Origin of the sequence: Serratia sp. L9 (assembly GCF_050632285.1) — a bacterium.
In the GTDB taxonomy this organism is placed as follows: domain Bacteria; phylum Pseudomonadota; class Gammaproteobacteria; order Enterobacterales; family Enterobacteriaceae; genus Chania.
Genome location: NZ_CP192591.1, coordinates 689962 through 716772, shown reverse-complemented (window position 1 = coordinate 716772; position 26811 = coordinate 689962). Strand labels below are relative to the sequence as shown.

Annotated in this window: 15 protein-coding genes, 1 rRNA gene, 4 pseudogenes and 1 riboswitch; of the genes and pseudogenes, 11 read left to right on the top strand and 9 right to left on the bottom strand. The window is 53.9% G+C overall.

The features are described 5' to 3' along the window. Positions 1-25: 25 nt before the first annotated feature. The 4 genes and pseudogenes from rplL to shiA all read left to right on the top strand — a co-directional run bounded on the left by rplL (position 26) and on the right by shiA (position 10563). Positions 26-391 carry a 50S ribosomal protein L7/L12 gene (gene rplL / locus ACQ86O_RS03395; protein ID WP_431224132.1) on the top strand — a complete coding sequence of 122 codons (366 nt, stop codon included), beginning with the start codon at positions 26-28 and terminating at the stop codon, positions 389-391. A 335-nt stretch (positions 392-726) separates the two neighbouring features. Beyond that, positions 727-4755, top strand: a complete 4029-nt coding sequence (gene rpoB, locus ACQ86O_RS03390; protein WP_431224131.1) for a DNA-directed RNA polymerase subunit beta — start codon at positions 727-729, stop codon at positions 4753-4755. Between the two features lie 118 nt (positions 4756-4873). Then, positions 4874-9097, top strand: a complete 4224-nt coding sequence (gene rpoC, locus ACQ86O_RS03385) for a DNA-directed RNA polymerase subunit beta' (protein WP_431224130.1) — start codon at positions 4874-4876, stop codon at positions 9095-9097. Between the two features lie 111 nt (positions 9098-9208). After that, a pseudogene (gene shiA / locus ACQ86O_RS03380) lies at positions 9209-10563 on the top strand (shikimate transporter). Between the two features lie 189 nt (positions 10564-10752). Here shiA and thiH read toward each other — a convergent pair. The 7 genes and pseudogenes from thiH to rsd all read right to left on the bottom strand — a co-directional run bounded on the left by thiH (position 10753) and on the right by rsd (position 17103). After that, entirely contained in the window at positions 10753-11913 is a 1161-nt protein-coding gene (gene thiH / locus ACQ86O_RS03375) for a 2-iminoacetate synthase ThiH (RefSeq protein ID WP_431224129.1), read from the bottom strand. Beyond that, a complete protein-coding gene (locus tag ACQ86O_RS03370) occupies positions 11913-12692 on the bottom strand; it encodes a thiazole synthase (RefSeq protein ID WP_431224128.1) in 780 nt (259 codons plus the stop codon). The genes thiH and ACQ86O_RS03370 overlap by 1 nt, the downstream gene beginning before the upstream one ends. Before the next feature lies 1 nt (position 12693). After that, a complete protein-coding gene (gene thiS, locus ACQ86O_RS03365; RefSeq protein ID WP_431224127.1) occupies positions 12694-12894 on the bottom strand; it encodes a sulfur carrier protein ThiS in 201 nt (66 codons plus the stop codon). Then, positions 12891-13638: pseudogene (locus ACQ86O_RS03360) on the bottom strand (HesA/MoeB/ThiF family protein). Before ACQ86O_RS03360 ends, thiS begins: the two are co-directional and overlap by 4 nt. After that, positions 13628-14281 (bottom strand): thiamine phosphate synthase, encoded by a 654-nt coding sequence (thiE, locus tag ACQ86O_RS03355; protein ID WP_431224126.1) that lies wholly within the window; start codon positions 14279-14281, stop codon positions 13628-13630. The pseudogene ACQ86O_RS03360 and the gene thiE overlap by 11 nt, the downstream one beginning before the upstream one ends. Beyond that, positions 14274-16217, bottom strand: coding sequence for a phosphomethylpyrimidine synthase ThiC (gene thiC / locus ACQ86O_RS03350; RefSeq protein WP_431224125.1), 1944 nt, complete (start codon positions 16215-16217; stop codon positions 14274-14276). The genes thiE and thiC overlap by 8 nt, the downstream gene beginning before the upstream one ends. A 116-nt stretch (positions 16218-16333) precedes the next feature. After that, positions 16334-16456, bottom strand: a riboswitch (TPP riboswitch). A 131-nt stretch (positions 16457-16587) separates the two neighbouring features. Further along, a complete protein-coding gene (gene rsd / locus ACQ86O_RS03345; RefSeq protein ID WP_431224124.1) occupies positions 16588-17103 on the bottom strand; it encodes a sigma D regulator in 516 nt (171 codons plus the stop codon). Positions 17104-17196: 93 nt separating this feature from the next. On the opposite strand from rsd, the gene nudC reads away from it, so the two are divergent. The 6 genes and pseudogenes from nudC (at position 17197) to ACQ86O_RS03315 (ending at position 21571) form a co-directional block, all read left to right on the top strand. After that, positions 17197-17964, top strand: coding sequence for an NAD(+) diphosphatase (gene nudC / locus ACQ86O_RS03340; RefSeq protein ID WP_431224123.1), 768 nt, complete (start codon positions 17197-17199; stop codon positions 17962-17964). A 37-nt stretch (positions 17965-18001) separates the two neighbouring features. Further along, complete coding sequence (gene hemE / locus ACQ86O_RS03335) at positions 18002-19066, top strand: uroporphyrinogen decarboxylase (RefSeq protein WP_431224122.1); 1065 nt, start codon at positions 18002-18004, stop codon at positions 19064-19066. 16 nt (positions 19067-19082) lie between these two features. Continuing rightward, positions 19083-19768, top strand: a pseudogene (nfi, locus tag ACQ86O_RS03330) (deoxyribonuclease V). A 48-nt stretch (positions 19769-19816) separates the two neighbouring features. After that, positions 19817-20407 (top strand): YjaG family protein, encoded by a 591-nt coding sequence (locus ACQ86O_RS03325; RefSeq protein ID WP_431224121.1) that lies wholly within the window; start codon positions 19817-19819, stop codon positions 20405-20407. 187 nt (positions 20408-20594) lie between these two features. After that, entirely contained in the window at positions 20595-20870 is a 276-nt protein-coding gene (gene hupA, locus ACQ86O_RS03320) for a nucleoid-associated protein HU-alpha (protein WP_024914152.1), read from the top strand. A 48-nt stretch (positions 20871-20918) separates the two neighbouring features. Then, positions 20919-21571: pseudogene (locus ACQ86O_RS03315) on the top strand (DUF1481 domain-containing protein). Positions 21572-21630: 59 nt separating this feature from the next. Here ACQ86O_RS03315 and purD read toward each other — a convergent pair. Then, positions 21631-22914, bottom strand: a complete 1284-nt coding sequence (gene purD / locus ACQ86O_RS03310; protein WP_431224120.1) for a phosphoribosylamine--glycine ligase — start codon at positions 22912-22914, stop codon at positions 21631-21633. A 49-nt stretch (positions 22915-22963) separates the two neighbouring features. Then, positions 22964-24553 carry a bifunctional phosphoribosylaminoimidazolecarboxamide formyltransferase/IMP cyclohydrolase gene (gene purH / locus ACQ86O_RS03305; RefSeq protein WP_431224119.1) on the bottom strand — a complete coding sequence of 530 codons (1590 nt, stop codon included), beginning with the start codon at positions 24551-24553 and terminating at the stop codon, positions 22964-22966. 646 nt (positions 24554-25199) lie between these two features. Between purH and ACQ86O_RS03300 the strand changes: the two genes are divergently transcribed. Continuing rightward, positions 25200-26741, top strand: a 16S ribosomal RNA gene (locus ACQ86O_RS03300). The last annotated feature ends 70 nt before the right edge of the window (positions 26742-26811 follow it).

The window sequence follows — 26811 nt, the reverse complement described above, 5'->3', positions numbered from 1 at the left end:
TTTCTGAATTTTAGGAACTCTTGTTATGTCTATCACTAAAGACCAAATTATCGAAGGCGTTGCAGCTCTGTCTGTAATGGAAATCGTTGAACTGATCGCCGCTATGGAAGAGAAGTTCGGTGTTTCTGCTGCTGCTGTAGCTGCAGGTCCTGCTGCTGCCGCTGAAGTTGCTGAAGAAAAAACTGAATTCGACGTTGTACTGAAAGGTATCGGCGCGAACAAAGTAGCAGTAATCAAAGCAGTACGTGGCGCAACTGGCCTGGGTCTGAAAGAAGCTAAAGACCTGGTTGAGTCTGCACCAGCAGCACTGAAAGAAGGCATCAGCAAAGACGACGCTGAAGCACTGAAAAAAGCTCTGGAAGAAGCTGGCGCTGAAGTTGAAGTTAAATAAGCCACTGCTTTCTGAGTGCAGTCTGTTTTAACTAACAGACTGATGGCTGGTGACTTTTTGGTCACCAGCCTTTTTGCTCTGTAGGGCGTCAGTAGAGTTTCACGCTGTTTGGCTACTGGCTAACCCCAATATTTCTTTCTATCGACGACTTAATATACTGCCCTCCTTGCTGCAGCCGAATCTGTCGCAAAGGCAATGAAATGATTTAAGCGTGATAGAAAAGAGTATTGCGGAAAGTGTTCTCGCTTTCCGGTCGATAAAACGGTGTTGCATGATGAACTGTCCCATATCGGACGGACAGAGCGGTTCTACTTTTCAGCGAGCTGAGGAACCCTATGGTTTACTCCTATACCGAGAAAAAACGTATTCGTAAGGATTTTGGTAAGCGTCCACAAGTTCTGGACATACCTTATCTCCTTTCTATCCAGCTTGACTCGTTCCAGAAGTTTATCGAGCAAGATCCAGAAGGGCAACACGGCTTAGAAGCCGCATTCCGTTCTGTTTTCCCTATCCAGAGCTACAGTGGCAATTCGGAGCTGCAATACGTTAGCTACCGTCTTGGTGAGCCGGTGTTCGACGTCAAAGAATGCCAGATCCGTGGTGTGACGTACTCTGCACCGCTGCGCGTTAAACTGCGCCTGGTAATCTACGAACGTGAAGCACCAGAAGGTACGGTCAAAGACATCAAGGAACAAGAAGTCTATATGGGCGAAATTCCGCTCATGACCGAAAACGGTACCTTTGTAATTAACGGTACTGAGAGGGTTATCGTATCCCAGCTCCACCGTAGTCCTGGTGTGTTCTTCGACAGCGATAAGGGCAAAACCCACTCCTCGGGTAAAGTGCTGTATAACGCACGTATCATCCCTTACCGTGGTTCATGGCTGGATTTCGAGTTTGACCCGAAAGACAACCTGTTCGTGCGTATTGACCGTCGCCGCAAACTGCCAGCGACCATCATTCTGCGCGCGCTGAGCTTCACTACAGAACAGATCCTTGACCTGTTCTTCGATAAAGTTGTCTTCGAGATCCGTGATAACAAGCTGCAGATGGAGCTGGTTCCAGAGCGTCTGCGTGGTGAAACTGCGTCCTTCGATATCGAAGCCAACGGTAAGATTTACGTTGAGAAAGCCCGCCGTATCACTGCTCGTCATATCCGTCAGCTCGAAAAAGACGAAATTCACAGCATTGAAGTACCGGTTGAGTACATCGCAGGCAAAGTGGCCGCGAAGGACTATATCGATACCAATACTGGCGAGTTGATCTGCGCAGCCAACATGGAGCTGTCGCTGGATCTGCTAGCCAAATTGAGCCAGTCTGGCCACAAGCGTATTGAAACGCTGTTCACCAACGACCTGGACCACGGTGCGTACATCTCTGAGACCGTACGTGTCGACCCAACCAGCGATCGTCTGAGCGCACTGGTAGAAATCTACCGCATGATGCGCCCTGGTGAACCACCGACGCGTGAAGCGGCGGAAAGCCTGTTCGAGAACCTGTTCTTCTCTGAAGACCGCTACGATCTGTCTGCGGTTGGCCGGATGAAGTTCAACCGTTCTCTGCTGCGTGACGAGATTGAAGGTTCGGGCATCCTGAGCAAAGACGACATCATTGAAGTGATGAAGAAGCTCATCGATATCCGTAACGGCAAAGGCGAAGTGGACGATATCGACCACTTGGGCAACCGTCGTATCCGTTCTGTTGGCGAAATGGCTGAGAACCAGTTCCGTGTAGGTCTGGTGCGTGTTGAGCGTGCGGTTAAAGAACGTCTGTCACTGGGCGATCTGGACACTCTGATGCCTCAGGACATGATCAACGCCAAGCCGATTTCGGCGGCGGTGAAAGAGTTCTTCGGCTCCAGCCAGCTGTCTCAGTTTATGGACCAGAACAACCCGTTATCCGAGATCACGCACAAGCGTCGTATTTCTGCATTGGGCCCAGGCGGTCTGACCCGTGAACGTGCCGGCTTTGAAGTTCGAGACGTACACCCGACTCACTACGGTCGCGTGTGTCCAATCGAAACGCCGGAAGGTCCAAACATCGGTCTGATCAACTCCTTGTCTGTGTACGCACAGACTAACGAGTATGGCTTCCTGGAAACCCCGTACCGCCGCGTGCGTGACGGCGTGGTTACCGATGAAATCAACTATCTGTCTGCTATTGAAGAAGGCAACTTCGTTATCGCTCAGGCGAACTCCAACCTGGATGATGACGGCCGCTTCATGGAAGACCTGGTCACCTGTCGTAGCCGTGGCGAATCAAGCCTGTTCAGCCGCGATCAGGTTGACTATATGGACGTATCAACCCAGCAGGTTGTCTCCGTTGGTGCTTCACTGATTCCATTCCTGGAACACGATGACGCCAACCGTGCATTGATGGGTGCGAACATGCAACGTCAGGCGGTTCCAACTCTGCGTGCTGACAAGCCGCTGGTAGGTACCGGTATGGAACGTGCTGTTGCGGTTGACTCCGGTGTTACCGCCGTAGCCAAACGTGGTGGCGTGATCCAGTACGTGGATGCTTCTCGTATCGTTATCAAAGTTAACGAAGATGAGATGTACCCGGGCGAAGCAGGTATCGATATTTATAACCTGACCAAGTACACCCGTTCTAACCAGAACACCTGTATCAACCAGATGCCGTGTGTGAATCTGGGTGAGCCAATCGCGCGCGGCGACGTGCTGGCAGATGGCCCATCTACAGACCTGGGTGAACTGGCGCTGGGCCAGAACATGCGCGTTGCGTTCATGCCTTGGAACGGTTACAACTTCGAAGACTCCATCCTGGTCTCCGAGCGTGTGGTACAAGAAGATCGCTTCACCACCATCCATATCCAGGAACTGGCTTGCGTGTCTCGTGACACCAAACTGGGGCCTGAAGAGATCACCGCCGACATCCCTAACGTGGGTGAAGCGGCGCTCTCCAAACTGGATGAATCCGGTATCGTGTATATCGGTGCGGAAGTGACCGGTGGCGACATTCTGGTTGGTAAGGTAACGCCGAAAGGCGAAACCCAACTGACGCCAGAAGAGAAGCTGCTGCGTGCAATCTTCGGTGAGAAAGCCTCTGACGTTAAAGATTCTTCTCTGCGTGTACCAAACGGCGTTTCCGGTACGGTTATCGACGTGCAGGTCTTCACCCGCGATGGCGTGGAAAAAGACAAGCGTGCGTTGGAAATCGAAGAGATGCAGTTGAAGCAGGCGAAGAAAGACCTGACTGAAGAACTGCAGATCCTGGAAGCCGGTTTGTTCGCGCGTATCCACGCAGTGCTGGTTGCCGGTGGCATCGAAGCCGAGAAACTGAGCAAGCTGCCACGCGATCGCTGGCTGGAACTGGGCCTGACCGACGAAGAAAAGCAAAACCAGCTGGAACAGCTGGCAGAGCAGTATGACGAACTGAAATCCGACTTCGAGAAGAAGCTGGAAGCCAAGCGTCGTAAGATCACTCAAGGCGACGATCTGGCACCAGGCGTGCTGAAAATCGTTAAGGTTTATCTGGCAGTTAAACGTCAGATCCAACCGGGTGACAAGATGGCAGGCCGCCACGGTAACAAGGGTGTTATCTCCAAGATCAACCCGATCGAGGATATGCCTTATGATGAAAACGGCACGCCGGTTGACATCGTACTGAACCCGCTGGGCGTTCCTTCACGTATGAACATTGGTCAGATCCTGGAAACCCACCTGGGCATGGCTGCGAAAGGCATTGGTGAGAAAATCAACCAGATGCTCAAGCAGCAGCAGGAAGTCGCCAAACTGCGTGAGTTCATCCAGAAAGCTTACGATCTGGGCGACGACGTTTGCCAGAAAGTCGATCTGAACACCTTCACCGACGACGAAGTCTTGCGTCTGGCAGAGAACCTGAAAAAAGGTATGCCAATCGCAACGCCAGTCTTCGATGGTGCCAAAGAGACAGAAATCAAGCAATTACTGGAAATGGGCGGTATCCCGACTTCTGGTCAGATTACGCTGTTTGATGGCCGTACCGGCGAGCAATTCGAGCGCCAGGTAACCGTAGGCTATATGTACATGCTGAAACTGAACCACTTGGTCGACGATAAAATGCACGCGCGTTCTACCGGTTCTTACAGCTTGGTTACTCAGCAGCCGCTGGGTGGTAAGGCGCAATTCGGTGGTCAGCGCTTCGGTGAGATGGAAGTATGGGCCCTGGAAGCATACGGCGCAGCTTACACCTTGCAGGAAATGCTTACCGTTAAGTCGGATGACGTCAACGGCCGTACCAAGATGTACAAAAACATCGTGGATGGCGATCACCGTATGGAACCAGGCATGCCGGAGTCCTTCAACGTATTGTTGAAAGAAATTCGCTCGCTCGGTATCAACATCGAACTGGAAGACGAGTAATCGTTTTTCCGGCTCTGGCTCCCGGCCTTAGGGAGCCAGAGGGTGGTTGTTCAGGTCACACGGGCGCGCGATTTGTCAGCGTGCGCCCAACAGGTTTAACTCCGACAGGAGCCAATCCGTGAAAGACTTATTGAAGTTTCTGAAAGCGCAAACTAAGACCGAAGAGTTTGATGCGATCAAGATTGCTCTGGCATCGCCAGACATGATCCGTTCCTGGTCGTTCGGTGAAGTTAAAAAGCCGGAAACCATTAACTACCGTACGTTCAAACCAGAACGTGACGGCCTTTTCTGTGCCCGTATCTTTGGGCCGGTAAAAGATTACGAGTGCCTGTGCGGTAAGTACAAGCGCTTGAAACACCGCGGCGTGATCTGTGAGAAGTGCGGCGTTGAAGTGACCCAGACTAAAGTGCGCCGTGAGCGTATGGGCCACATCGAGCTGGCTTCTCCAACTGCGCACATCTGGTTCCTGAAATCGCTGCCATCCCGCATCGGTTTGCTGCTGGATATGCCGCTGCGTGACATCGAACGTGTACTGTACTTCGAATCCTATGTGGTTGTTGAAGGCGGTATGACCAACCTCGAGCGTCGTCAGATCCTGACTGAAGAGCAGTATCTGGATGCGCTGGAAGAGTTCGGTGATGAATTCGACGCCAAGATGGGTGCGGAAGCTATCCAGGCCCTGTTGAAAAACATGGATCTGGAAGCCGAGTGTGAGCAGCTGCGTGAAGAGCTGAACGAAACCAACTCCGAAACCAAGCGTAAGAAACTGACCAAGCGTATCAAGCTGCTGGAAGCGTTCGTACAGTCTGGCAACAAGCCAGAGTGGATGATCCTGACGGTATTGCCGGTACTGCCGCCAGATCTGCGTCCGTTGGTTCCACTGGATGGTGGCCGTTTCGCGACCTCAGATCTGAACGATCTGTACCGCCGCGTGATCAACCGTAACAACCGTCTGAAGCGCCTGCTGGATCTGGCTGCGCCGGACATCATCGTGCGCAACGAAAAGCGTATGCTGCAAGAAGCGGTTGATGCCCTGCTGGATAACGGCCGTCGCGGTCGTGCCATCACCGGTTCCAACAAGCGTCCTCTGAAATCTTTGGCCGACATGATCAAAGGTAAGCAGGGTCGTTTCCGTCAGAACCTGTTGGGTAAACGTGTTGACTACTCTGGTCGTTCTGTCATCACCGTAGGTCCATACCTGCGTCTGCATCAGTGTGGCCTGCCGAAGAAAATGGCACTGGAGCTGTTCAAACCGTTCATCTACGGCAAGCTGGAACTGCGTGGCCTGGCCACAACCATCAAAGCCGCCAAGAAAATGGTTGAGCGTGAAGAAGCGGTTGTCTGGGATATCCTGGACGAAGTTATTCGCGAACACCCGGTACTGCTGAACCGTGCACCAACCCTGCACCGTTTGGGTATCCAGGCGTTTGAACCGGTTCTGATCGAAGGTAAAGCGATCCAGCTGCACCCGCTGGTTTGTGCGGCATACAACGCCGACTTCGATGGTGACCAGATGGCTGTTCACGTACCGCTGACGCTGGAAGCCCAGTTGGAAGCGCGTGCGTTGATGATGTCTACCAACAACATCCTGTCACCCGCGAACGGCGAGCCAATCATCGTTCCTTCGCAGGACGTTGTATTGGGTCTGTACTATATGACTCGTGACTGTGTTAACGCCAAAGGCGAAGGCATGGTTCTGACGGGTCCTAAAGAAGCTGAACGTGTTTATCGCGCCGGTCTGGCCTCTTTGCATGCACGCGTAAAAGTGCGTATTACAGAAGAGATCAAAAATACCGAAGGCGAATCCGTTCACCAGACCACTATTGTTGATACCACCATTGGTCGTGCCATCCTGTGGATGATCGTACCAAAAGGTCTGCCGTACTCGATCGTTAACCAGCCTCTGGGCAAGAAAGCGATTTCCAAGATGCTGAACACCTGTTACCGCATCCTGGGCCTGAAGCCGACCGTTATCTTTGCTGACCAGATCATGTACACCGGTTTTGCTTACGCTGCCCGTTCAGGTGCTTCTGTAGGTATCGATGACATGGTGATCCCGGCGAAAAAAGCGGAGATCATCGAAGAAGCGGAAACCGAAGTTGCCGAGATCCAGGAGCAGTTCCAGTCTGGTTTGGTAACCGCCGGCGAACGTTACAACAAAGTGATCGATATCTGGGCTGCGGCGAACGAACGTGTTGCTAAAGCGATGATGGAAAACCTGTCGGTTGAAGACGTGGTTAACCGTGACGGCGTGGTGGAACAGCAGGTTTCCTTCAACAGCATCTTTATGATGGCCGACTCCGGTGCTCGTGGTTCCGCCGCTCAGATTCGTCAGTTGGCCGGTATGCGTGGCCTGATGGCGAAGCCAGACGGCTCCATCATCGAAACGCCAATCACCGCGAACTTCCGTGAAGGTCTGAACGTACTCCAGTACTTCATCTCCACGCACGGTGCTCGTAAAGGCTTGGCGGATACAGCACTGAAAACAGCAAACTCCGGTTATCTGACCCGTCGTCTGGTTGACGTGGCGCAGGATCTGGTAGTGACTGAAGACGACTGTGGTACTCACAACGGCATCATGATGACCCCGGTTATCGAAGGTGGTGACGTTAAAGAGCCACTGCGTGAACGCGTTCTGGGTCGTGTGACTGCTGAAGATATCATCAAGCCGGGCACGGCTGACATCTTGGTGCCACGCAACACTCTGCTGAACGAGAAGACGTGTGACCTGTTGGAAGAGAACTCTGTCGACAGCGTTAAAGTCCGTTCCGTTGTTAGCTGTGAAACCGACTTTGGTGTGTGTGCAAACTGCTATGGTCGTGACCTGGCACGTGGCCACATCATCAACAAAGGCGAAGCTATCGGCGTTATCGCGGCACAGTCAATTGGTGAGCCAGGTACACAGCTGACGATGCGTACGTTCCACATCGGTGGTGCGGCATCTCGTGCGGCGGCTGAATCCAGCATCCAGGTGAAAAACAAGGGTACTCTGAAGCTGAGCAATGTGAAGTTCGTTATGAACGCCGCAGGCAAGCTGGTGATTACTTCTCGTAACACAGAACTGAAGCTGATCGACGAATTCGGCCGTACCAAAGAAAGCTACAAAGTGCCTTACGGTTCTGTAATGGGCAAAGGTGATGGTGCAGAAGTTAACGGCGGCGAAACCGTTGCTAACTGGGATCCGCACACCATGCCGGTGGTTACCGAAGTGAGCGGTTTCATCCGCTTTGCTGATATGGTTGACGGCCAGACCATTACCCGCCAGACCGACGAACTGACCGGTTTGTCTTCTCTGGTGGTACTGGACAGCGCAGAACGTACCGGTAGCGGTAAAGACCTGCGTCCGGCACTGAAAATCGTTGATGCCAAAGGCGACGACGTATTGATCCCAGGTACTGATATGCCTGCTCAATACTTCCTGCCGGGTAAAGCGATTGTGCAGCTGGAAGACGGCATTCAGATCGGTGCGGGTGATACCCTGGCGCGTATTCCTCAGGAATCCGGCGGTACCAAGGACATCACCGGTGGTCTGCCACGCGTTGCGGATCTGTTCGAAGCACGTCGTCCGAAAGAGCCGGCAATCCTGGCTGAAATCAGCGGGATTATCTCGTTCGGTAAAGAGACCAAAGGCAAACGTCGCCTGGTTATCTCCCCACTGGACGGCAGCGACGCTTACGAAGAGATGATCCCGAAATGGCGTCAGCTCAACGTATTTGAAGGCGAAATTGTGGAGCGCGGTGACGTTGTTTCTGACGGCCCGGAATCTCCGCACGACATTCTGCGTCTGCGTGGTGTTCATGCGGTTACCCGCTATATCACCAACGAAGTGCAGGAAGTTTACCGTCTGCAAGGCGTTAAGATTAACGATAAACACATCGAAGTTATCGTTCGTCAGATGCTGCGTAAAGGCACCATCGTCAGCGCTGGTGGCACCGAGTTCCTGGAAGGCGAGCAGGCTGAAGTATCACGCGTCAAGATTGCTAACCGTAAGCTTGTTGCTGAAGGTAAGATCGAAGCAACCTTCTCACGCGATCTGCTGGGTATCACCAAGGCTTCCTTGGCGACCGAGTCCTTCATCTCTGCAGCATCGTTCCAGGAAACGACGCGAGTTCTGACCGAAGCGGCAGTTGCCGGTAAGCGTGATGAACTGCGTGGCCTGAAAGAGAACGTGATCGTGGGCCGTCTGATCCCAGCCGGTACCGGTTACGCTTATCACCAGGATCGTATGCGCCGTAAAGCGCAGGGCGAAGTGCCAGTTGTTCCGCAGGTGAGCGCGGAAGAAGCAACGGCTAACCTGGCCGAGTTGCTGAATGCAGGCAACCTGGGTGGCAGCGACGAGTAAGTGTCCCGACCTGATTAACTGCACGTTTTGCAGTGAATGACTAAAGCCCTGGCTATCTTAGCCGGGGCTTTTTGTTGTACAGTGCTGTAAAGTTAAAATAACGGGATAGGCATGGATACCTCAACAGCAATCAGTAATGCATCCTCTGCAAGCAGCGATGTAACCTTACAAACCCTGCAAAATGGCTATTCCCGTAGGCGAGCGCGCCGCGCCGCATGGGGGAGCTTTGTTGGTGCCGTGGTCGATTGGTACGACTTTCTGCTGTACGGAATAGTTGCCGCTCTGGTATTTAACACCGAGTTTTTCCCTCAGGTCAGTCCTACGATGGGAACGCTGGCGGCGTTTGGCACCTTTGGCGTCGGCTTCTTGTTCCGCCCATTGGGCGGCATGGTGTTTGGCCACTTCGGTGACAAGTTGGGTCGCAAACGCATGCTGATGATTACCGTGTGGATGATGGGGATCTCAACGGCGTTGATTGGCCTGTTGCCCTCTTTTGGTTCAATTGGCTGGTGGGCTCCGGTATTGCTGGTTCTGCTGCGGGCTATTCAAGGGTTTGCCGTCGGCGGTGAATGGGGGGCGCAGCCCTGCTGGCCGTAGAGAGCGCACCGAAAAAGAGAAAGGCCTTTTATAGCAGTGGGGTACAGATTGGTTTCGGTGTCGGGCTGTTATTGGCGACCGGGTCAGTTTCTCTGGTTAGCCATGTGACTTCAAATGAGGATTTTATCAACTGGGGCTGGCGTTTGCCTTTCCTGTTCAGCCTGGTGCTGGTCGCGATTGCCTGGTGGATCCGTAACGGCATGGATGAGTCGCAGGAGTTCGAAGCCAACAAGACTCTGCAGGACCGAGCTGACAAAATACGTAAATTCCCGATTTTTGAGGCGTTGCGGCAAAACCCCAAGGCATTTTTATTGATCATCGCCTTGAGATATGGCGAGTTACTGACGATGTACATCGTTACAGCTTTTGCCATGAATTACTCCACTACCCACCTTGGCCTCTCACGCGACATCTTCCTTAATATCGGTCTGCTGGTGGGGGCGGTAAGCTGTGTTTCTATCCCTTGCTTTGCCTACTTGGCAGACCGCTTTGGCAGGCGCAGGATATATGTGACGGGCGCATTAATCGGGTTTGCCAGCGCGATCCCGTTTTTCATGGCGCTAGAGAGCCGCAATACCTTAATGATTATCTTCTTCGCCATCATGCTCGGAAACGTCGCACACGATATGCTCGTCAGCGTGCAGCAGCCGATGTTTACCGAACTGTTTGGCACCGCGTATCGTTATAGCGGTGCAGGCGTGGGTTATCAGGTCGCTAGCGTTGTTGGCGGCGGTTTCACTCCGTTTATTGCGGTATTGCTGGTGGAGTTTATGGGCGGTTCCTGGCACCTGGTTGCCGCCTATCTGGCAACGGGATGCCTGCTTTCGGCAATAGTCGGCATGAGAATGAAGCCTCAGGCAGTAGATTGAAGCCGGTAAATAAGAAACCGGAGACGCATGAGGGATCTCATACGCTCCGGTGTTTGGTAAGGCAAGGCTACCCAGAGGGGGAGGTAGCCTTGGTTGGCTTCAGGTTTGATAACCAACACCGCCACTATAGCGGTGCCCATTTTCCACACCAGCCAACCTTGCTTGCTTTGCGCAATGCTTCCCGCGCTATTAAAGTGGCCCTGTAATCGTTGCAGAGGGTTGCGTGGTTCGTCCCAGATAATCATCCCAGTCTTTCCAAACTGGCTGCAATCCGGCGGCGCTGATGGCTTGGGCGACCTGCTGAGGTGTCCGGCTATCGTGCGGTTCAAATTGCTCCAGTTCTGGCGGAACATCGTCGGCGTAGCCGCCTGGCTGGGTTTTTGAACCTGCACTGACGCTATTGATAGCCACCGGGATCATATGATCGCGGAAGAAGGCGGATTCCCTGGTCGATAACGAAAGCTCAACGTCAGGTGCAAACAGCCGAAAGGCACAGATTAACTGTACCAACTGTGGCTCGCTCATCACCGAGGCCGGTTCAATACCACCGGCACAGGGCCGCAGGCGGGGGAATGAAATCGAGTAACGGCTTTGCCAGTAAGTTTTCTGTAGATAGAACAGGTGTTCCGCCAACAGATAACAGTCGGTACGCCAACTGCTGGAAAGCCCGATCAACGCCCCCAGGCCGATCTTGTCGATCCCGGCGCGGCCCAGACGATCCGGCGTATCTAGCCGCCAATGAAAATCCTGTTTTTGGCCACGCAGGTGGTGCTGCTGGTAGGTTGCTGGATGATAGGTTTCCTGATAGACCAAAACAGCATCCAGACCGAGGGTTTTCAGTTCGGCGTATTCTTCCTGTGCCAGCGGTTGAACCTCCATCATCACGGAGCTGAAATGACGCCGAATGGTGGGAATATGCTGGCGGAAGTAGTCCATACCGACTTTGCGCTGGTGCTCTCCGGTGACCAACAACAGATGCTCAAACCCAAGCGCCTTGATGGCCAGGCATTCCTGCTCGATCTCTGCTGCATCCAGCGTCTTGCGCTTGAGGTGGTTGCTCATCGAGAAACCACAGTAAGTACAATCGTTGGCACACAGGTTTGAGAGATACAGCGGGACGTAAAAACTCACTACGTTACCGAAACGCTGACGAGTGAGTTGCTGCGCACGCTGCGCCAGGGGTTCCAGATAAGCGGCCGCTGCGGGGGAAATCAACGCCATGAAGTCATCCTGCGACAACCTCTGTGCAGTAAGCGCATGTTCAACATCACGGGCTGTTTTGCTGTTGATACGCAGAGTGAGGTCATCCCAATCCCACTGTTGCAAGCGTTCACTAAAATCATCGGCCATCAGAGCATCTCCTCTGTTCGGCTGAGGAAGGCCGTTAGCGGGCTGGATGCCGCGGCGGCTTGTTGACGGCGGCCTAACCCGGCGTCACGTGCTAATTCGCCTGCCTCAACTGCCAACCGGAAGGCTTGAGCCATGTGTACCGGATCGCGCGCCACCGCAATCGCGGTATTGACCAGCACCGCATCGGCTCCCAATTCCATGGCCTCCAACGCGTGGCTGGGGGCACCGATCCCAGCGTCGATCACTACGGGCACCTTAGCCTGTTCAATAATGATCTCCAGGAAATCACGGGTTCTTAGCCCGCGATTGGTGCCGATCGGCGCCCCCAGCGGCATTACGGCGGCACATCCTGCTTCTTCTAATCGTTTGCACAGCACCGGATCTGCTCCGCAGTAAGGCAGCACGACAAAGCCTTCTTTAACCAGAATTTCTGACGCTTTCAGCGTTTCTATCGGATCCGGCAGCAGATATTTCACGTCTGGGTGGATTTCCAGTTTTACCCAGTTGGTCCCCAGCGCTTCGCGCGCCAACCGGGCGGCGAACACTGCTTCCCCGGCAGTTTTGGCACCTGAAGTATTGGGGAGCAGTTTCACTCCCAGCTGTTGTAACGGCGCCAGAATAGCGTCGTTACCGCCATGCAGGTCGACGCGTTTCATCGCCATCGTAACTAGCTGGGAACCGGATGATTGCAGCGCTGCCAGCATCAGGGCTGGCGTAGCGAATTTACCGGTGCCGGTAAACAGGCGGGAAGTAAAAGTGGTATCGGCGATTTGCAGCATGTCAGCCTCCGGCAATCGCTTGAAATAACAGGATATCATCACCGTCCTGCACCTGACGGGTTGCCCAATCGGTGCGTGGAATGATGGTCTGGTTTATCGCCAATGCACTGCCGGGCTGGTGGTGTTCCAGCCGCTCGAGTAAAGCCGCAACGCTTATCGGCTGCTCAAGTTCCAGCGGTTGGTCATTCAGCGTTATTTTCATGCTGAGCCCCCGCAGGCGGGGCAGTTGCTGGCCTTGCTCAGTTGCAGGGTGCGCCAGCTTTGCTGTTTACCGTCGAACAGGCGCAGTTTACCGCTGAGGGGGAGGGCATCCCGGCCAGCATTTTGATCGCTTCCAACGCCTGGAGCGTACCGATCACGCCAACGACCGGGCCAAGTACGCCCGCAGTGCGGCAGTTACGCTGCGGTTCAGTTTGTTCCGGGTAGAGGCAAACATAACAACCGTGGGCATAGGGTGGCTCGATAACCAGCAGTTGGCCGCTGAGCCCAACCGCGCTGCCGCTGATCAAAGGCACGCCTGCGGCTATACAGGTGGCGTTAACGGCATGGCGGGTTTCCATATTATCGCTGCAATCGAGTACCAGATTGGCACGAGCCACGGCGTCATTCAGCGTCGCCTTCTGTAGACGCTGCGCCAAGGCAACCGACTCCACCAGAGGGTTCAATGCCTGCAAATGGCGCTGTGCCAGCTGGGCTTTGCTGGTGGTGACATCACTGGTCCGATAGAGAATTTGCCGTTGCAGGTTGGAGATATGCAGCTTGTCATCATCGGCCAGCAGCAATGTACCTACGCCAGCGGCAGCCAGATACAGCGCGGCCGGGGAGCCTAGCCCCCGAGCCCGACGATCAGCACCGTAGCCTGTTTCAGGTTTTCCTGCCCCTCAGGGCCGACATCTTCCAGCAGCAGTTGGCGGCTGTAGCGCAGAAACTCTTGGTCATTGAGCATCGCATGGCTCCTTGCCTTCAATCAGATGCAGTAGCTGTGCCGTGGCTGCGCGCCAGTCTGGCGCCTGGGTGATGGCGCTGACCACGGCAACACTGCCGACGCCACAGGCCAGCACGGCAGAAACCCGATCGATACTGATCCCACCGATTGCCACCGTCGGGTAATCCTGTAATCCGCTGATGTGGCGTTTCAGTTCTGCCAGCCCTTGGGGAGCGGAAGGCATTTCTTTGGTTTGGGTCGGGAAGATGTGCCCCAGCGCAATATAGGAAGGCTTCACCGCTATCGCCCGCGCTAGTTCGGCATCGTCATGGGTAGAAACCCCCAGCCGTAACCCGGCCCGATGAATTGCCGCCAGATCGGTGGTAGCCAGGTCTTCCTGCCCCAGATGAACGCCGTAGGCCTGATGTTTGATCGCCAATCGCCAGTAATCGTTGATAAACAGCCGTGCCTGATAGCGCTTGCCGAGGGCGATGGCGGTAGCAATATCGGCTTCCACCTGCTCTTCTGGCAGATCCTTGATGCGTAGCTGGAGGGTGGTAACGCCTGCCTCCAGCAGGCGGGCGATCCATTCAACGCTGTCGACTACCGGGTATAGGCCCAGTTTGTGTGGGGTCGCGGGGAAGGGCGCAGTGATCTCAGTCATTGTTAACCTCCTCCTGCAGATTGGCGGCGCTGTGGTAGAGTTCGCTGCCGCGTGAGCGGAATTCCGCAGACATCTTCTCCATGCCGCTTAACTGCACTTCGATGGGTTTGGCTGTCTCAAGGGCGGCGGCATAGTCACGCACCTCCTGGGAGATTTTCATCGAGCAGAACTTCGGCCCGCACATGGAGCAAAAGTGAGCAATCTTGCCTGATTCCTGCGGCAGCGTTTCATCGTGGTAGGCGCGGGCAGTCTGGGGATCCAGCGCCAGATTGAACTGATCTTCCCAGCGAAATTCAAAGCGCGCTTTGGACATGGCGTTATCCCGGATCTGTGCTCCAGGGTGGCCTTTCGCCAAGTCGGCGGCGTGAGCGGCAATTTTGTATGTGATCAACCCCTGTTTGACATCTTCTTTGTTGGGCAGGCCCAGATGCTCTTTCGGCGTTACGTAACAAAGCATCGCACAGCCGAACCAGCCGATCATCGCAGCGCCAATACCGGAGGTGAAATGGTCATAACCCGGGGCAATATCGGTGGTTAACGGGCCGAGCGTGTAGAACGGCGCTTCGTGGCAATGCGCCAACTCTTCGGTCATATTGCGACGGATCATCTGCATCGGAACGTGGCCTGGGCCTTCGATCATTACCTGTACGTCGTATGCCCAGGCAATTTTGGTCAGTTCACCCAATGTGTGCAGTTCGGCGAATTGCGCCTCGTCATTCGCGTCCTGAATAGAGCCAGGGCGCAGACCATCACCCAGTGACAGCGAGACATCATAAGCGGCGCAGATTTCACAGATTTCACGGAAGTGTTGGTAGAGGAAGTTTTCCTGATGATGCGAAAGGCACCACTTGGCCATAATCGAACCGCCACGGGAGACAATGCCGGTCAGGCGCTTGGCGGTCATCGGCACATAGCGCAGCAATACTCCAGCATGGATAGTGAAGTAATCGACCCCTTGCTCAGCTTGCTCCAGCAGGGTGTCGCGGAACATTTCCCAGGTCAGGTTTTCGGCTACGCCATTCACTTTTTCCAGCGCCTGATAGATCGGCACCGTACCAATCGGTACCGGGCTGTTGCGCAGGATCCATTCACGGGTTTCGTGGATATAGCGCCCGGTGGAGAGATCCATCACGGTGTCAGCCCCCCAGCGGGTAGACCACACCAGCTTTTCTACTTCTTCTTCAATCGAAGAACTTACTGCTGAATTGCCGATATTGGCGTTCACCTTGACCAGAAAATTACGGCCAATAATCATCGGCTCGGATTCCGGGTGGTTGATGTTGGCGGGGATGATGGCACGGCCAGCGGCCACTTCCTGGCGCACAAATTCCGGCGTGATATTCTCGGGCAGGTTAGCTCCCCAACTTTGCCCTGGATGCTGTTGGCGCAGCACTTCACCGTGAATACGCTCACGCCCCATATTTTCACGGATAGCGATAAACTCCATCTCTGGCGTGACAATACCTGCGCGAGCATAGTGCAGTTGGGTTACGCATTTACCCTCCAGGGCCTTGCGTGGCTGCGGCAGGTGCTCAAAACGCAGATGATCCAACCCAATATCCGCCAGACGCTGCTGGGTGAAGCCGGAACTGACGCCGTCGAGGGTTTGTGTATCAGCACGCTCAGCGATCCAGCCAGCGCGCACCTTTGCCAGGCCACGGTGCACATCAAGGGTTGCCTGTGGATCGCCATAGGGGCCAGCGGTGTCATACACCGGAATGGCTTCATTTTGTTCATACTGAGGATGATCTTTATTGCTGCCAGTCAGCGTCGGACTGAGCTGAATTTCACGCATCGGTACCTGAATATCGCGGCGCGAACCTTCAAGGTAGATACGGTTTGAGTTAGGGAAGGTTACGCCTTGCAGAGAATCGATGAAATTCTGAGCTTGATCGCGTTGGTCTTTACGGGCACGGGGTTTATTCACATTAGACATAGCAAATTCCTATCAGTGTTGTGATGTTTGGAAAATTGCTTGTCTGGAGCTCGGAGGGAGTAACGATGGTGGCCGGTAAGGCAGATAGCCCGTTAGCGGGAAAATCTTGCCTGTGGCGATAGATTACTCTTGTTCCCTTCGCGGGTATTAACCCGATCAGGTTCCGCGGATCCCGAATTAACGGTCTCAGCCTGGCCAATTTGATGACAAATCAGCGCTAGGCACTCCGACAAGAGGCTTCAGTATATGAGTGTGGGTAAAAACTACAAGCTTACCCTTCATCTTTCATGGTAAGCCCGATCCATGGGCTCTCCCTTTAAGGGCGCAGTGTGCAGTTGCCGCAATATGAAAGTGACCGGGTAGGCTTAAATCAGGCGGGGTTTCCCAGGGTTTCTGAATGGGTCGTACCAAGGCTGCCCTGTTGCCAGGTTTCTGCGGCCAGTTGGATCAACTGATCTTCTAATGCGAAACGTGATGCCAGTGCTTCGCCGATATCGGAAAGGGCTTGATTGAGTTCCAGGCAAACATCCTGATCGATAACCACTTCGGTGTAGCGATCGTGGAACTCCATGATGGTTTCGGTATTGGCCTGTAACTTTGGATAGAACTTGGTAGCCAGCGCCATTTTTGGACTGGCAGAGCCTTCTACTTGTTTGATAATTTTGTCGTAGATGTGAAAATGCCCGGCGGAGAGATAATCCACCAGATTATGGCAAAAGTTCTCCAGCGCTTTTTCGTTCAGCGGCGTATGCTTTTCTTTGTTGGGTTTAATTCCGACCAACGCGCAATAGGCAACCAGCAATTGCTTGCGTGCCTGTAACCATTGATCGACTAATTCATTACTGCCACCAACGCGTTGAGTCAGGCTTTCTAACCGATTGAGCATATTTGACTCCGTGAGTAATAGAACGAATAAGTAAATAAAATGTAACAAGACCAATCCTAGATTGCCAGTGAAGCCGAGGTTGTGCAACAACATATGGAACTTACATTAACGGGTAACGAGAATGGCTGGTGGATCATCAGCCACGAAAGCAAAATTTGGTTACCAAAGGGTGAGCTGCCGTTTGGTTCTGCGGCATCATTTTCATTGCACGGCCAACTGGCCCGACAAATTGGTGAATGGGAGGGCGCAACCGTCTGGTTGGTGCGCCAGCCAATGCCGAGGGAAATGGGTTCGGTCCGGCAACTGCTCAGTCTCGATCGCGGCCTGTTTCAGCTGGCCGGGCGCGGTGTGCAACTGGCCGATTTTTATCGCTCTCACCGCTTCTGTGGTTATTGCGGCCATGAAATGCATCTCAGCCGTACCGAAAGTGCCTGCCTTTGTGATAACTGCCGTGAGCGTTATTACCCGCAGATTGCTCCCTGCGTGATTGTCGCTATTCGCCGTGATGACGAGATCCTGTTGGCGCAGCATGTGCGTCATCGTGGTGGGATACATACCGTGCTGGCCGGGTTTGTGGAAGTCGGGGAAACCCTGGAGCAGGCCGTAGCGCGTGAGGTGATGGAAGAGAGCAACATCGCTATTAAAAATTTGCGCTATGTGACTTCACAACCTTGGCCGTTCCCTCATTCGTTGATGATGGCGTTTATGGCAGAATACCAGGCAGGCGAGCTGCGTCACGATCCGAAAGAGTTGCTCAATGCGGGCTGGTACCGATATGACCAGTTGCCGATGTTGCCACCGCCAGGCACCGTGGCACGCCGCTTGATTGAGGACACTGTGGCACTGTGCCGGGCAGAATAATGTACAATGACGGCAGTTTATCAAGGGAACCCAATAAATGAATGAGTTGAAGAACGATCGCTACCTGCGTGCCCTGTTGCGCCAGCCAGTGGATGTCACCCCTGTATGGATGATGCGTCAGGCCGGTCGTTATTTGCCGGAGTACAAAGCTACCCGCGCCCAGGCCGGTGATTTCATGTCGTTGTGCAAAAATGCCGAACTGGCTTGCGAAGTGACGTTACAGCCTCTGCGCCGTTATGCGCTTGACGCCGCCATTCTGTTCTCCGACATTCTTACCATTCCCGATGCCATGGGGCTTGGGCTCTATTTCGAAACCGGTGAAGGTCCGCGTTTTTCTTCACCTGTCACCTGCCGTGCGGATGTAGAAAAACTGCCAGCGTTCGACCCGGAAGATGAACTGGGTTATGTCATGAATGCAGTTCGCACCATCCGCCGTGAGCTGAAGGGTGAAGTGCCATTGATTGGCTTCTCTGGCAGTCCGTGGACGTTGGCTACCTATATGGTGGAAGGCGGTAGCAGTAAGGCGTTCACCAAGCTGAAGAAAATGATGTACGCCGAACCGCAGACGCTGCATTTGCTGCTGGACAAGCTTGCAGACAGCGTCATTCTTTACCTCAACGCCCAGATCAAAGCCGGGGCGCAGTCTGTGATGGTGTTTGACACCTGGGGCGGCGTACTGACCGGTCGTGATTATCGCGAATTCTCATTGCACTACATGCATAAAATTGTCGATGGCCTGCTGCGTGAAAATGACGGGCGTCGGGTGCCGGTGACGCTGTTCACCAAAGGCGGCGGCCAGTGGCTAGAAGCGATGGCTGCTACCGGCTGTGACGCACTTGGCCTGGATTGGACCACCGATATTGCCGATGCGCGCCGCCGTGTGGGCGACAAAGTTGCTCTGCAGGGCAATATGGACCCTTCCATGCTTTATGCTTCGCCGGCACGTATCGCGCAGGAGGTAGACACCATTCTGGCTGGCTTTGGTCATGGCAATGGCCATGTATTTAACCTGGGTCACGGTATTCATCAGGATGTGCCACCTGAACATGCTGGCGCATTTGTGGAAGCGGTGCATGCGCTTTCAGCCAAGTACCATCGCTGAACCGTAAGGAGACGCTGTGATTGATACATCAGCTCTGCGTGCCGAGCAACTGCTGCGCGCCGGGGAAGTCATCCGTCACGATGATTTTTTACAGGATCCACCGGCGTTTATTGCCGGTGCCGATGTCGGTTTCGAGCAAGAAGGCGCGGTGACTCGCGCCGCCATTGCTATCCTGCGTTATCCTTCATTGGAGCTGGTGGAGTATCAGATAGCCCGTATCAACACCGTCATGCCTTATATCCCTGGATTTCTTTCGTTTCGTGAGTACCCGGCGCTGCTCGCCGCCTGGGAGCAACTGCAGCAAAAACCCAGCCTGATCTTTGTCGATGGCCATGGTATTTCACATCCGCGGCGCTTGGGGGTTGCCAGCCATTTTGGTTTGCTGGTCAACGTCCCCACCATTGGCGTGGCAAAGAAACGCCTGTGTGGCAAATTCGCCACGCTGGATGCTGCGGCTGGCGCACTGGCTCCGCTGGAAGACAGGGGGAACAGCTAGGATGGGTATGGCGCAGCAAAGCGCGCTGTAATCCATTGTTTATCGCCACCGGCCATCGCGTTGGTACCGACAGCGCACTGGCCTGGGTGCAGCATTGTATGGCGGGTTATCGCTTGCCTGAACCCACGCGTTGGGCTGATGCCATAGCTTCACGCCGCCCGGCCTTTGTACGCTGGTTAGCGCAGCATCCAGAGATGTCGCAATGAGCGATTTCGGGTACACTGCGCGGCAGATAACGAGTAAGAGAGTAGATAATGCTACGTAACCCGATTCATTTACGCTTGGAAAAGCTTGAGAGCTGGCAACATTTGACCTTTATGGCTAGTCTGTGTGAGCGTATGTACCCGAATTACCAGATGTTCTGCCTGCAAACAGAGTTTGGCGATCCTGCAGTTTATCGTCGTATTCTGGATTTGATCTGGGAGACGCTGGTGGTGAAAGACGCCAAGGTCAACTTTGACAGTCAACTGGAAAAGCTGGAAGAGGCGATCCCTTCGGCAGAAGATTACGATCTTTACGGTGTTTACCCGGCGATCGATGCCTGTATCGCATTAGGGGAACTGATCCATTCACGCCTCAGCGGGGAGACGCTGGAGCATGCCATCGCCATCAGCGAAACATCAATTCGCACCGTGGCGATGTTGGAAATGACCCAAGCCGGTAAAGAAATGACCGAAGAAGAGCTGAAAGTTCTGCCTGCCGTTGAGGAGGAATGGGACATTCAATGGGAGATTTTCCGCCTGTTGGCCGCATGCGAAGAGCGCGATTTAGATCTGATCAAAGGGTTACGATCTGACCTGCGTGAAGCGGCGGTAAGTAACATTGGGATAAATTTAACGCAATAAGGCAAGAAAACGTGATTTAACGCCTGATTTGTCATGCCTTAAGGCTTCACATCCGCACCCTGTCTGGTCTACATTTGGGGGGCGAAAAAAGTGGCTATCGGTGCGTGTATGCAGGAGAGTGCTGTCCATCGGCATATCCGTCGCACTCGATGCTTTGCAAACGATAAACACACTGTAAGGATAACTTATGAACAAGACTCAACTGATTGATGTAATCGCAGACAAGGCTGACCTGTCCAAAGCACAAGCTAAACTGGCTCTGGAATCTACCCTGGCTGCTATTACTGAGTCTCTGAAAGAAGGTGATGCAGTACAATTGGTTGGTTTCGGTACCTTCAAGGTAAACCATCGTAGCGAGCGTACGGGTCGCAACCCACAGACTGGTAAAGAAATCAAAATCGCAGCAGCTAACGTGCCGGCTTTCGTTTCTGGTAAAGCACTGAAAGACGCGGTTAAGTCCTAACAGCGTGTTGGTGAGATTTGACAGGGGGCGATAGCGCCCCTTTTGTTTATCCAACGGGTGCTCATGGTGGCCGCAGTTGTCGGCAGCCTGAGCGCCTGTAGTTTCCGTTCTGCCCCCCGGTTTTTACCGCCAGTGGTTTTGTGGCCGATCAAGGTGTGGTCCGGGTTTGGCGTAGGGATGATAGCCAGCAGCGCCCTCTGGTGCTGATGAGCGTCTATAGCCCTTATCGTGGATCGGGGACGATCTCCACGCTGTACGAATACCAGAATGGGGTGCTGTACCAGATTAAACGCAACGATGCCGATGGCGATCGCGACTCTATTCAACTGCGTTTTACCGAAAATGGCACGGTCAGCTTTATGCAGCGCCAACTGGCCACCCAGCGCCAGAAACTGTCCAATGATGATATCGCGCTCTACCAGTATCAGGCTCGTCGTATTCTGGAAGTGAGTGATGCGCTCAATGCAGGCCGTGTACGGTTGCTGCAGGGGCAATGGCAAGCAGGAACGGTCAAGTTGTGCAGTGGCGAAACAGTAAAACCAGGCTTGGATAAGCAGGCAGAGGACTGGATTGCGCAGCGTGCGGCCAATAGTAGCCAACCGGTGAGCGTTGCTTGGTTGGACGGGCCTGAAGGGCGAGAATTGCTACTGGTAGCTAACGACGACTTTTGCCGTTGGGAGCCAACAAAAGATACACTCTAGAAAAATCAACAAAAAAGGCCCTGCGTACAGAGCCTCCTCGTTTTGACGCTGTAGTGCAGTTACTTTTCCCGGGCAATAGCGCGGTAACCAATATCCTTACGGCAAAAACTGCCTTGCCACTGAATATCTGCGGCTAGCTGATAGGCTAACTGTTGGGCTTGCGCTACCGTGGTGCCTAATGCCGTCACGCAGAGCACGCGACCCCCGTTGGTCACTACCTCATTCCCCTGCATACGCGTACCGGCATGGAACACTTTACCGTTGGCGCTTTCCTGTTGCGGTAAACCATGGATTACATCACCCTGGCGATACTCCCCAGGATAACCACCGGCGGCCAGCACCACACCGAGAGAAGGGCGTTCATCCCACTCAGAGTTTTTCGTATCCAGCTTGCCTTCGGCGCCTGCCAGGCAGAGCTCAACCAAGTCTGAACGCAGGCGTAACATGATTGGTTGCGTTTCCGGATCGCCAAAGCGGCAGTTAAATTCAATCACTTTCGGCTTACCGTCGTCGGAAATCATCAGGCCGGCGTACAGGAAGCCGACATAGGTATTGCCTTCCGCCGCCATGCCGCGCACGGTTGGCCAGATCACCTGATCCATTACGCGCTGGTGGATCTCATCCGTTACCACTGGTGCTGGTGAATAGGCGCCCATACCACCGGTATTCGGGCCGGTATCGCCATCGCCAACACGTTTATGATCCTGGCTGGTGGCCATTGGTACCACGTTTTCGCCGTCTACCATGACGATAAAGCTGGCCTCTTCGCCTTCAAGGAACTCCTCGATCACGATGCGATGCCCGGCGTTACCAAAAGCATTGCCTGCCAGCATATCCTGGATAGCGTCTTCTGCCTCCTGCAGCGTCATCGCGACGATCACGCCTTTGCCAGCCGCCAGGCCATCAGCCTTGATCACAATCGGAGCGCCTTTGCTGCGCACGTAGGCCAATGCAGGTTCCACTTCAGTAAAGTTCTGGTACTCGGCACTTGGGATGGCATGACGTGCCAGGAAGTCTTTGGTAAAGGCTTTGGAGCCTTCGAGCTGGGCCGCTGCTTGCGATGGGCCAAAGATTTTCAACCCGGCCGCCTGGAAAGCATCGACCACGCCGATCACCAGCGGCGCTTCCGGGCCAACAATGGTCAGCCCGATAGCCTGTTCTTTGGCAAAGGCAACCAGCGCCGGGATATCGGTTGGGCCGATATCAATATTGATAAGGTTGGGCTCAAGCGCGGTGCCTGCGTTACCCGGCGCAACGTAAACCTTATCCGCCAGCGGCGATTGAGCGGCTTTCCAGGCCAGCGCATGTTCACGCCCGCCGTTGCCGATAATCAGAATATTCATCAGATGCTCCATAAACAGCGTGCGCGCCTGGCGCTCGCAGCAAAAAGGATTAATGGCGGAAGTGGCGCATATCGGTGAAGATCATCGCAATGCCGTGCTCATTGGCTGCGGCAATCACTTCATCATCACGAATTGAGCCACCAGGCTGGATCACGCAGGTAATGCCAACCCCTGCGGCAGCATCAATGCCGTCACGGAACGGGAAGAAGGCATCAGATGCCATGGCGGAGCCTTTCACTTCCAGACCTTCGTCGGCGGCTTTGATCCCGGCAATTTTTGCCGAATATACGCGGCTCATTTGACCCGCCCCTATGCCGATGGTCATGTTATCGCGGGCATAAACGATGGCGTTGGATTTAACGAACTTGGCTACCTTCCAGCAGAACAGCGCATCACGCAGCTCCTGAGTGGTCGGCTGGCGTTCAGAAACCACGCGCAAATCGGCTTCGGTCACCATTCCCAGATCGCGGTCTTGCACTAATAAGCCGCCGTTGACACGCTTAAAGTCCAGTGCGGCAACGCGTTGCTGCCATTGGCCACAGGCCAGCACTCGTACATTCTGTTTTGTAGCCAGCGCAGAGCGGGCTTCTTCACTGATGGCCGGGGCGATGATCACTTCAACGAACTGGCGGCTGATGATCGCTTTTGCCGTTTCTGCATCAAGTTCGCGGTTGAAGGCGATGATGCCGCCAAAGGCCGAGGTAGGATCGGTCTGGTAGGCGCGATCGTAGGCTGCAAACAGGTTTTCACCGATGGCTACGCCACAGGGATTGGCATGCTTGACGATGACACAGGCAGGTTCTGCAAACTCTTTCACACATTCCAGCGCCGCATCGGTATCAGCGATGTTGTTATAGGAGAGTGCCTTACCCTGCAGTTGTTCAGCGGTGGCGACGGAAGCTTCCTGCAGGTTTTCTTCTATATAGAAGGCTGCCTGTTGGTGGCTGTTTTCGCCGTAGCGCATATCCTGTTTCTTGATGTAGTTCAGGTTCAGCGTGCGTGGGAAGCGGCCGGAAGGCTGCTCGATATCCCCGTGATAGGCCGGGACCATGGTGCCAAAGTAGTTGGCGATCATGCTGTCATAAGCGGCAGTATGCTCGAAGGCCTTGATTGCCAGGTTGAAACGGGTCGGGTACAACAGCGACCCCTGGTTATTGTCCATCTCGGTGATGATGGCGGCGTAGTCGCTGCTCTTCACCACAATGGCGACATCCTTATGGTTCTTGGCGGCAGAGCGCACCATCGTTGGCCCACCGATATCGATATTCTCCACGGCGTCTTCCAGCGCGCAATCTGGGCGAGCCACGGTTTGGGCGAAGGGATAAAGGTTCACTACCACCATATCGATGGGTTTGATTTCATGCTGGCTCATGATGGCATCATCCTGGCCGCGGCGGCCTAAGATGCCCCCATGCACTTTCGGATGCAGGGTCTTCACTCGTCCGTCCATCATTTCCGGAAAGCCGGTGTAGTCGGAAACTTCGGTAACAGGCAGACCGGCATCTGCCAGCAGACGGGCGGTGCCACCGGTGGAGAGTAGTTCTACGCCTCTCTGGGAGAGTGCTTGGGCGAATTCAACGATACCGGCTTTGTCAGACACGCTGAGCAAGGCCCGGCGGATTGGACGAGGTTGTTGCATGGTTTTATCCCTTGGCTTTGAGTCGCAATAAAAGAGCGTTACGTGGATCTCCACCTTTTTGCTTCTTATATAGAGGGGATTTCTCACTATATAGAGAAGGGCAGGAACAGATTCAGGTAACGCCCCCGTAAAAGGGGGATTGTTTGAGCGTGGGGAATTGTAGCGAAAACGTTTGCGTGGCGCTCGTAAATTTTCCTGGCAAATGTGTTCTGTGGATAAGTTAGTGCATAACCAGGTATAAAGGCGGGTTTTGCTGTGGAAAGCAGCAAACGGTGATTTTTGTTGAAAATACCTGTTGCGGCCTGCGCGGAACTCCCTATAATGCGCCTCCATCGACACGGAACATGTGAACAACTTCACAGAGTCTCCGGGGGTCGCAGAGAAAAAACCTGAAATTAAGGTTGACTCTGAAAGAGGAAAGCGTATTATACGCCACCTCGAGTTAGCAAGCGAAAGCGCGTAACTCACTGCTCTTTAACAATTTATCAGACAATCTGTGTGGGCACTCACAAGACGATATCCAGCCACCTCGGTGGCAAAAAAATATCAAGTCTTGAAGAGTGACCAAGCAGTAATTCATGCGAATGAATTATTACGAAAGTTAATTTTCGAGCATCGCTGCACGAGTTGCAGCAAATCAAGCTTTTAATTGAAGAGTTTGATCATGGCTCAGATTGAACGCTGGCGGCAGGCCTAACACATGCAAGTCGAGCGGTAGCACAGGAGAGCTTGCTCTCTGGGTGACGAGCGGCGGACGGGTGAGTAATGTCTGGGAAACTGCCCGATGGAGGGGGATAACTACTGGAAACGGTAGCTAATACCGCATAACGTCTTCGGACCAAAGTGGGGGACCTTCGGGCCTCACACCATCGGATGTGCCCAGATGGGATTAGCTAGTAGGTGGGGTAATGGCTCACCTAGGCGACGATCCCTAGCTGGTCTGAGAGGATGACCAGCCACACTGGAACTGAGACACGGTCCAGACTCCTACGGGAGGCAGCAGTGGGGAATATTGCACAATGGGCGCAAGCCTGATGCAGCCATGCCGCGTGTGTGAAGAAGGCCTTCGGGTTGTAAAGCACTTTCAGCGAGGAGGAAGGGTTCAGTGTTAATAGCGCTGGGCATTGACGTTACTCGCAGAAGAAGCACCGGCTAACTCCGTGCCAGCAGCCGCGGTAATACGGAGGGTGCAAGCGTTAATCGGAATTACTGGGCGTAAAGCGCACGCAGGCGGTTTGTTAAGTCAGATGTGAAATCCCCGAGCTTAACTTGGGAACTGCATTTGAAACTGGCAAGCTAGAGTCTTGTAGAGGGGGTAGAATTCCAGGTGTAGCGGTGAAATGCGTAGAGATCTGGAGGAATACCGGTGGCGAAGGCGGCCCCCTGGACAAAGACTGACGCTCAGGTGCGAAAGCGTGGGGAGCAAACAGGATTAGATACCCTGGTAGTCCACGCTGTAAACGATGTCGACTTGGAGGTTGTGCCCTTGAGGCGTGGCTTCCGGAGCTAACGCGTTAAGTCGACCGCCTGGGGAGTACGGCCGCAAGGTTAAAACTCAAATGAATTGACGGGGGCCCGCACAAGCGGTGGAGCATGTGGTTTAATTCGATGCAACGCGAAGAACCTTACCTACTCTTGACATCCACAGAATTCGCTAGAGATAGCTTAGTGCCTTCGGGAACTGTGAGACAGGTGCTGCATGGCTGTCGTCAGCTCGTGTTGTGAAATGTTGGGTTAAGTCCCGCAACGAGCGCAACCCTTATCCTTTGTTGCCAGCACGTCATGGTGGGAACTCAAAGGAGACTGCCGGTGATAAACCGGAGGAAGGTGGGGATGACGTCAAGTCATCATGGCCCTTACGAGTAGGGCTACACACGTGCTACAATGGCATATACAAAGAGAAGCGAACTCGCGAGAGCAAGCGGACCTCATAAAGTATGTCGTAGTCCGGATCGGAGTCTGCAACTCGACTCCGTGAAGTCGGAATCGCTAGTAATCGTAGATCAGAATGCTACGGTGAATACGTTCCCGGGCCTTGTACACACCGCCCGTCACACCATGGGAGTGGGTTGCAAAAGAAGTAGGTAGCTTAACCTTCGGGAGGGCGCTTACCACTTTGTGATTCATGACTGGGGTGAAGTCGTAACAAGGTAACCGTAGGGGAACCTGCGGTTGGATCACCTCCTTACCTAAAGATATTGGTTGAGTGCAGTGTCCACACAGATTGTCTGATGAAAAAGTAACGAGCAAAGAAAACC

Bases quoted from the DNA above. Each gene is read 5' to 3' on its own strand.
- rplL (WP_431224132.1), top strand. From the start codon at position 26: ATGTCTATCACTAAAGACCAAATTATCGAAGGCGTTGCAGCTCTGTCT.
- rpoB (WP_431224131.1), top strand. From the start codon at position 727: ATGGTTTACTCCTATACCGAGAAAAAACGTATTCGTAAGGATTTTGGT.
- thiH (WP_431224129.1), bottom strand. From the start codon at position 11,913: ATGGCCGATGATTTTAGTGAACGCTTGCAACAGTGGGATTGGGATGAC.
- ACQ86O_RS03370 (WP_431224128.1), bottom strand. From the start codon at position 12,692: ATGCTGCAAATCGCCGATACCACTTTTACTTCCCGCCTGTTTACCGGC.
- thiS (WP_431224127.1), bottom strand. From the start codon at position 12,894: ATGAAAATAACGCTGAATGACCAACCGCTGGAACTTGAGCAGCCGATA.
- thiE (WP_431224126.1), bottom strand. From the start codon at position 14,281: ATGACTGAGATCACTGCGCCCTTCCCCGCGACCCCACACAAACTGGGC.
- thiC (WP_431224125.1), bottom strand. From the start codon at position 16,217: ATGTCTAATGTGAATAAACCCCGTGCCCGTAAAGACCAACGCGATCAA.
- rsd (WP_431224124.1), bottom strand. From the start codon at position 17,103: ATGCTCAATCGGTTAGAAAGCCTGACTCAACGCGTTGGTGGCAGTAAT.
- nudC (WP_431224123.1), top strand. From the start codon at position 17,197: ATGGAACTTACATTAACGGGTAACGAGAATGGCTGGTGGATCATCAGC.
- hemE (WP_431224122.1), top strand. From the start codon at position 18,002: ATGAATGAGTTGAAGAACGATCGCTACCTGCGTGCCCTGTTGCGCCAG.
- ACQ86O_RS03325 (WP_431224121.1), top strand. From the start codon at position 19,817: ATGCTACGTAACCCGATTCATTTACGCTTGGAAAAGCTTGAGAGCTGG.
- hupA (WP_024914152.1), top strand. From the start codon at position 20,595: ATGAACAAGACTCAACTGATTGATGTAATCGCAGACAAGGCTGACCTG.
- purD (WP_431224120.1), bottom strand. From the start codon at position 22,914: ATGAATATTCTGATTATCGGCAACGGCGGGCGTGAACATGCGCTGGCC.
- purH (WP_431224119.1), bottom strand. From the start codon at position 24,553: ATGCAACAACCTCGTCCAATCCGCCGGGCCTTGCTCAGCGTGTCTGAC.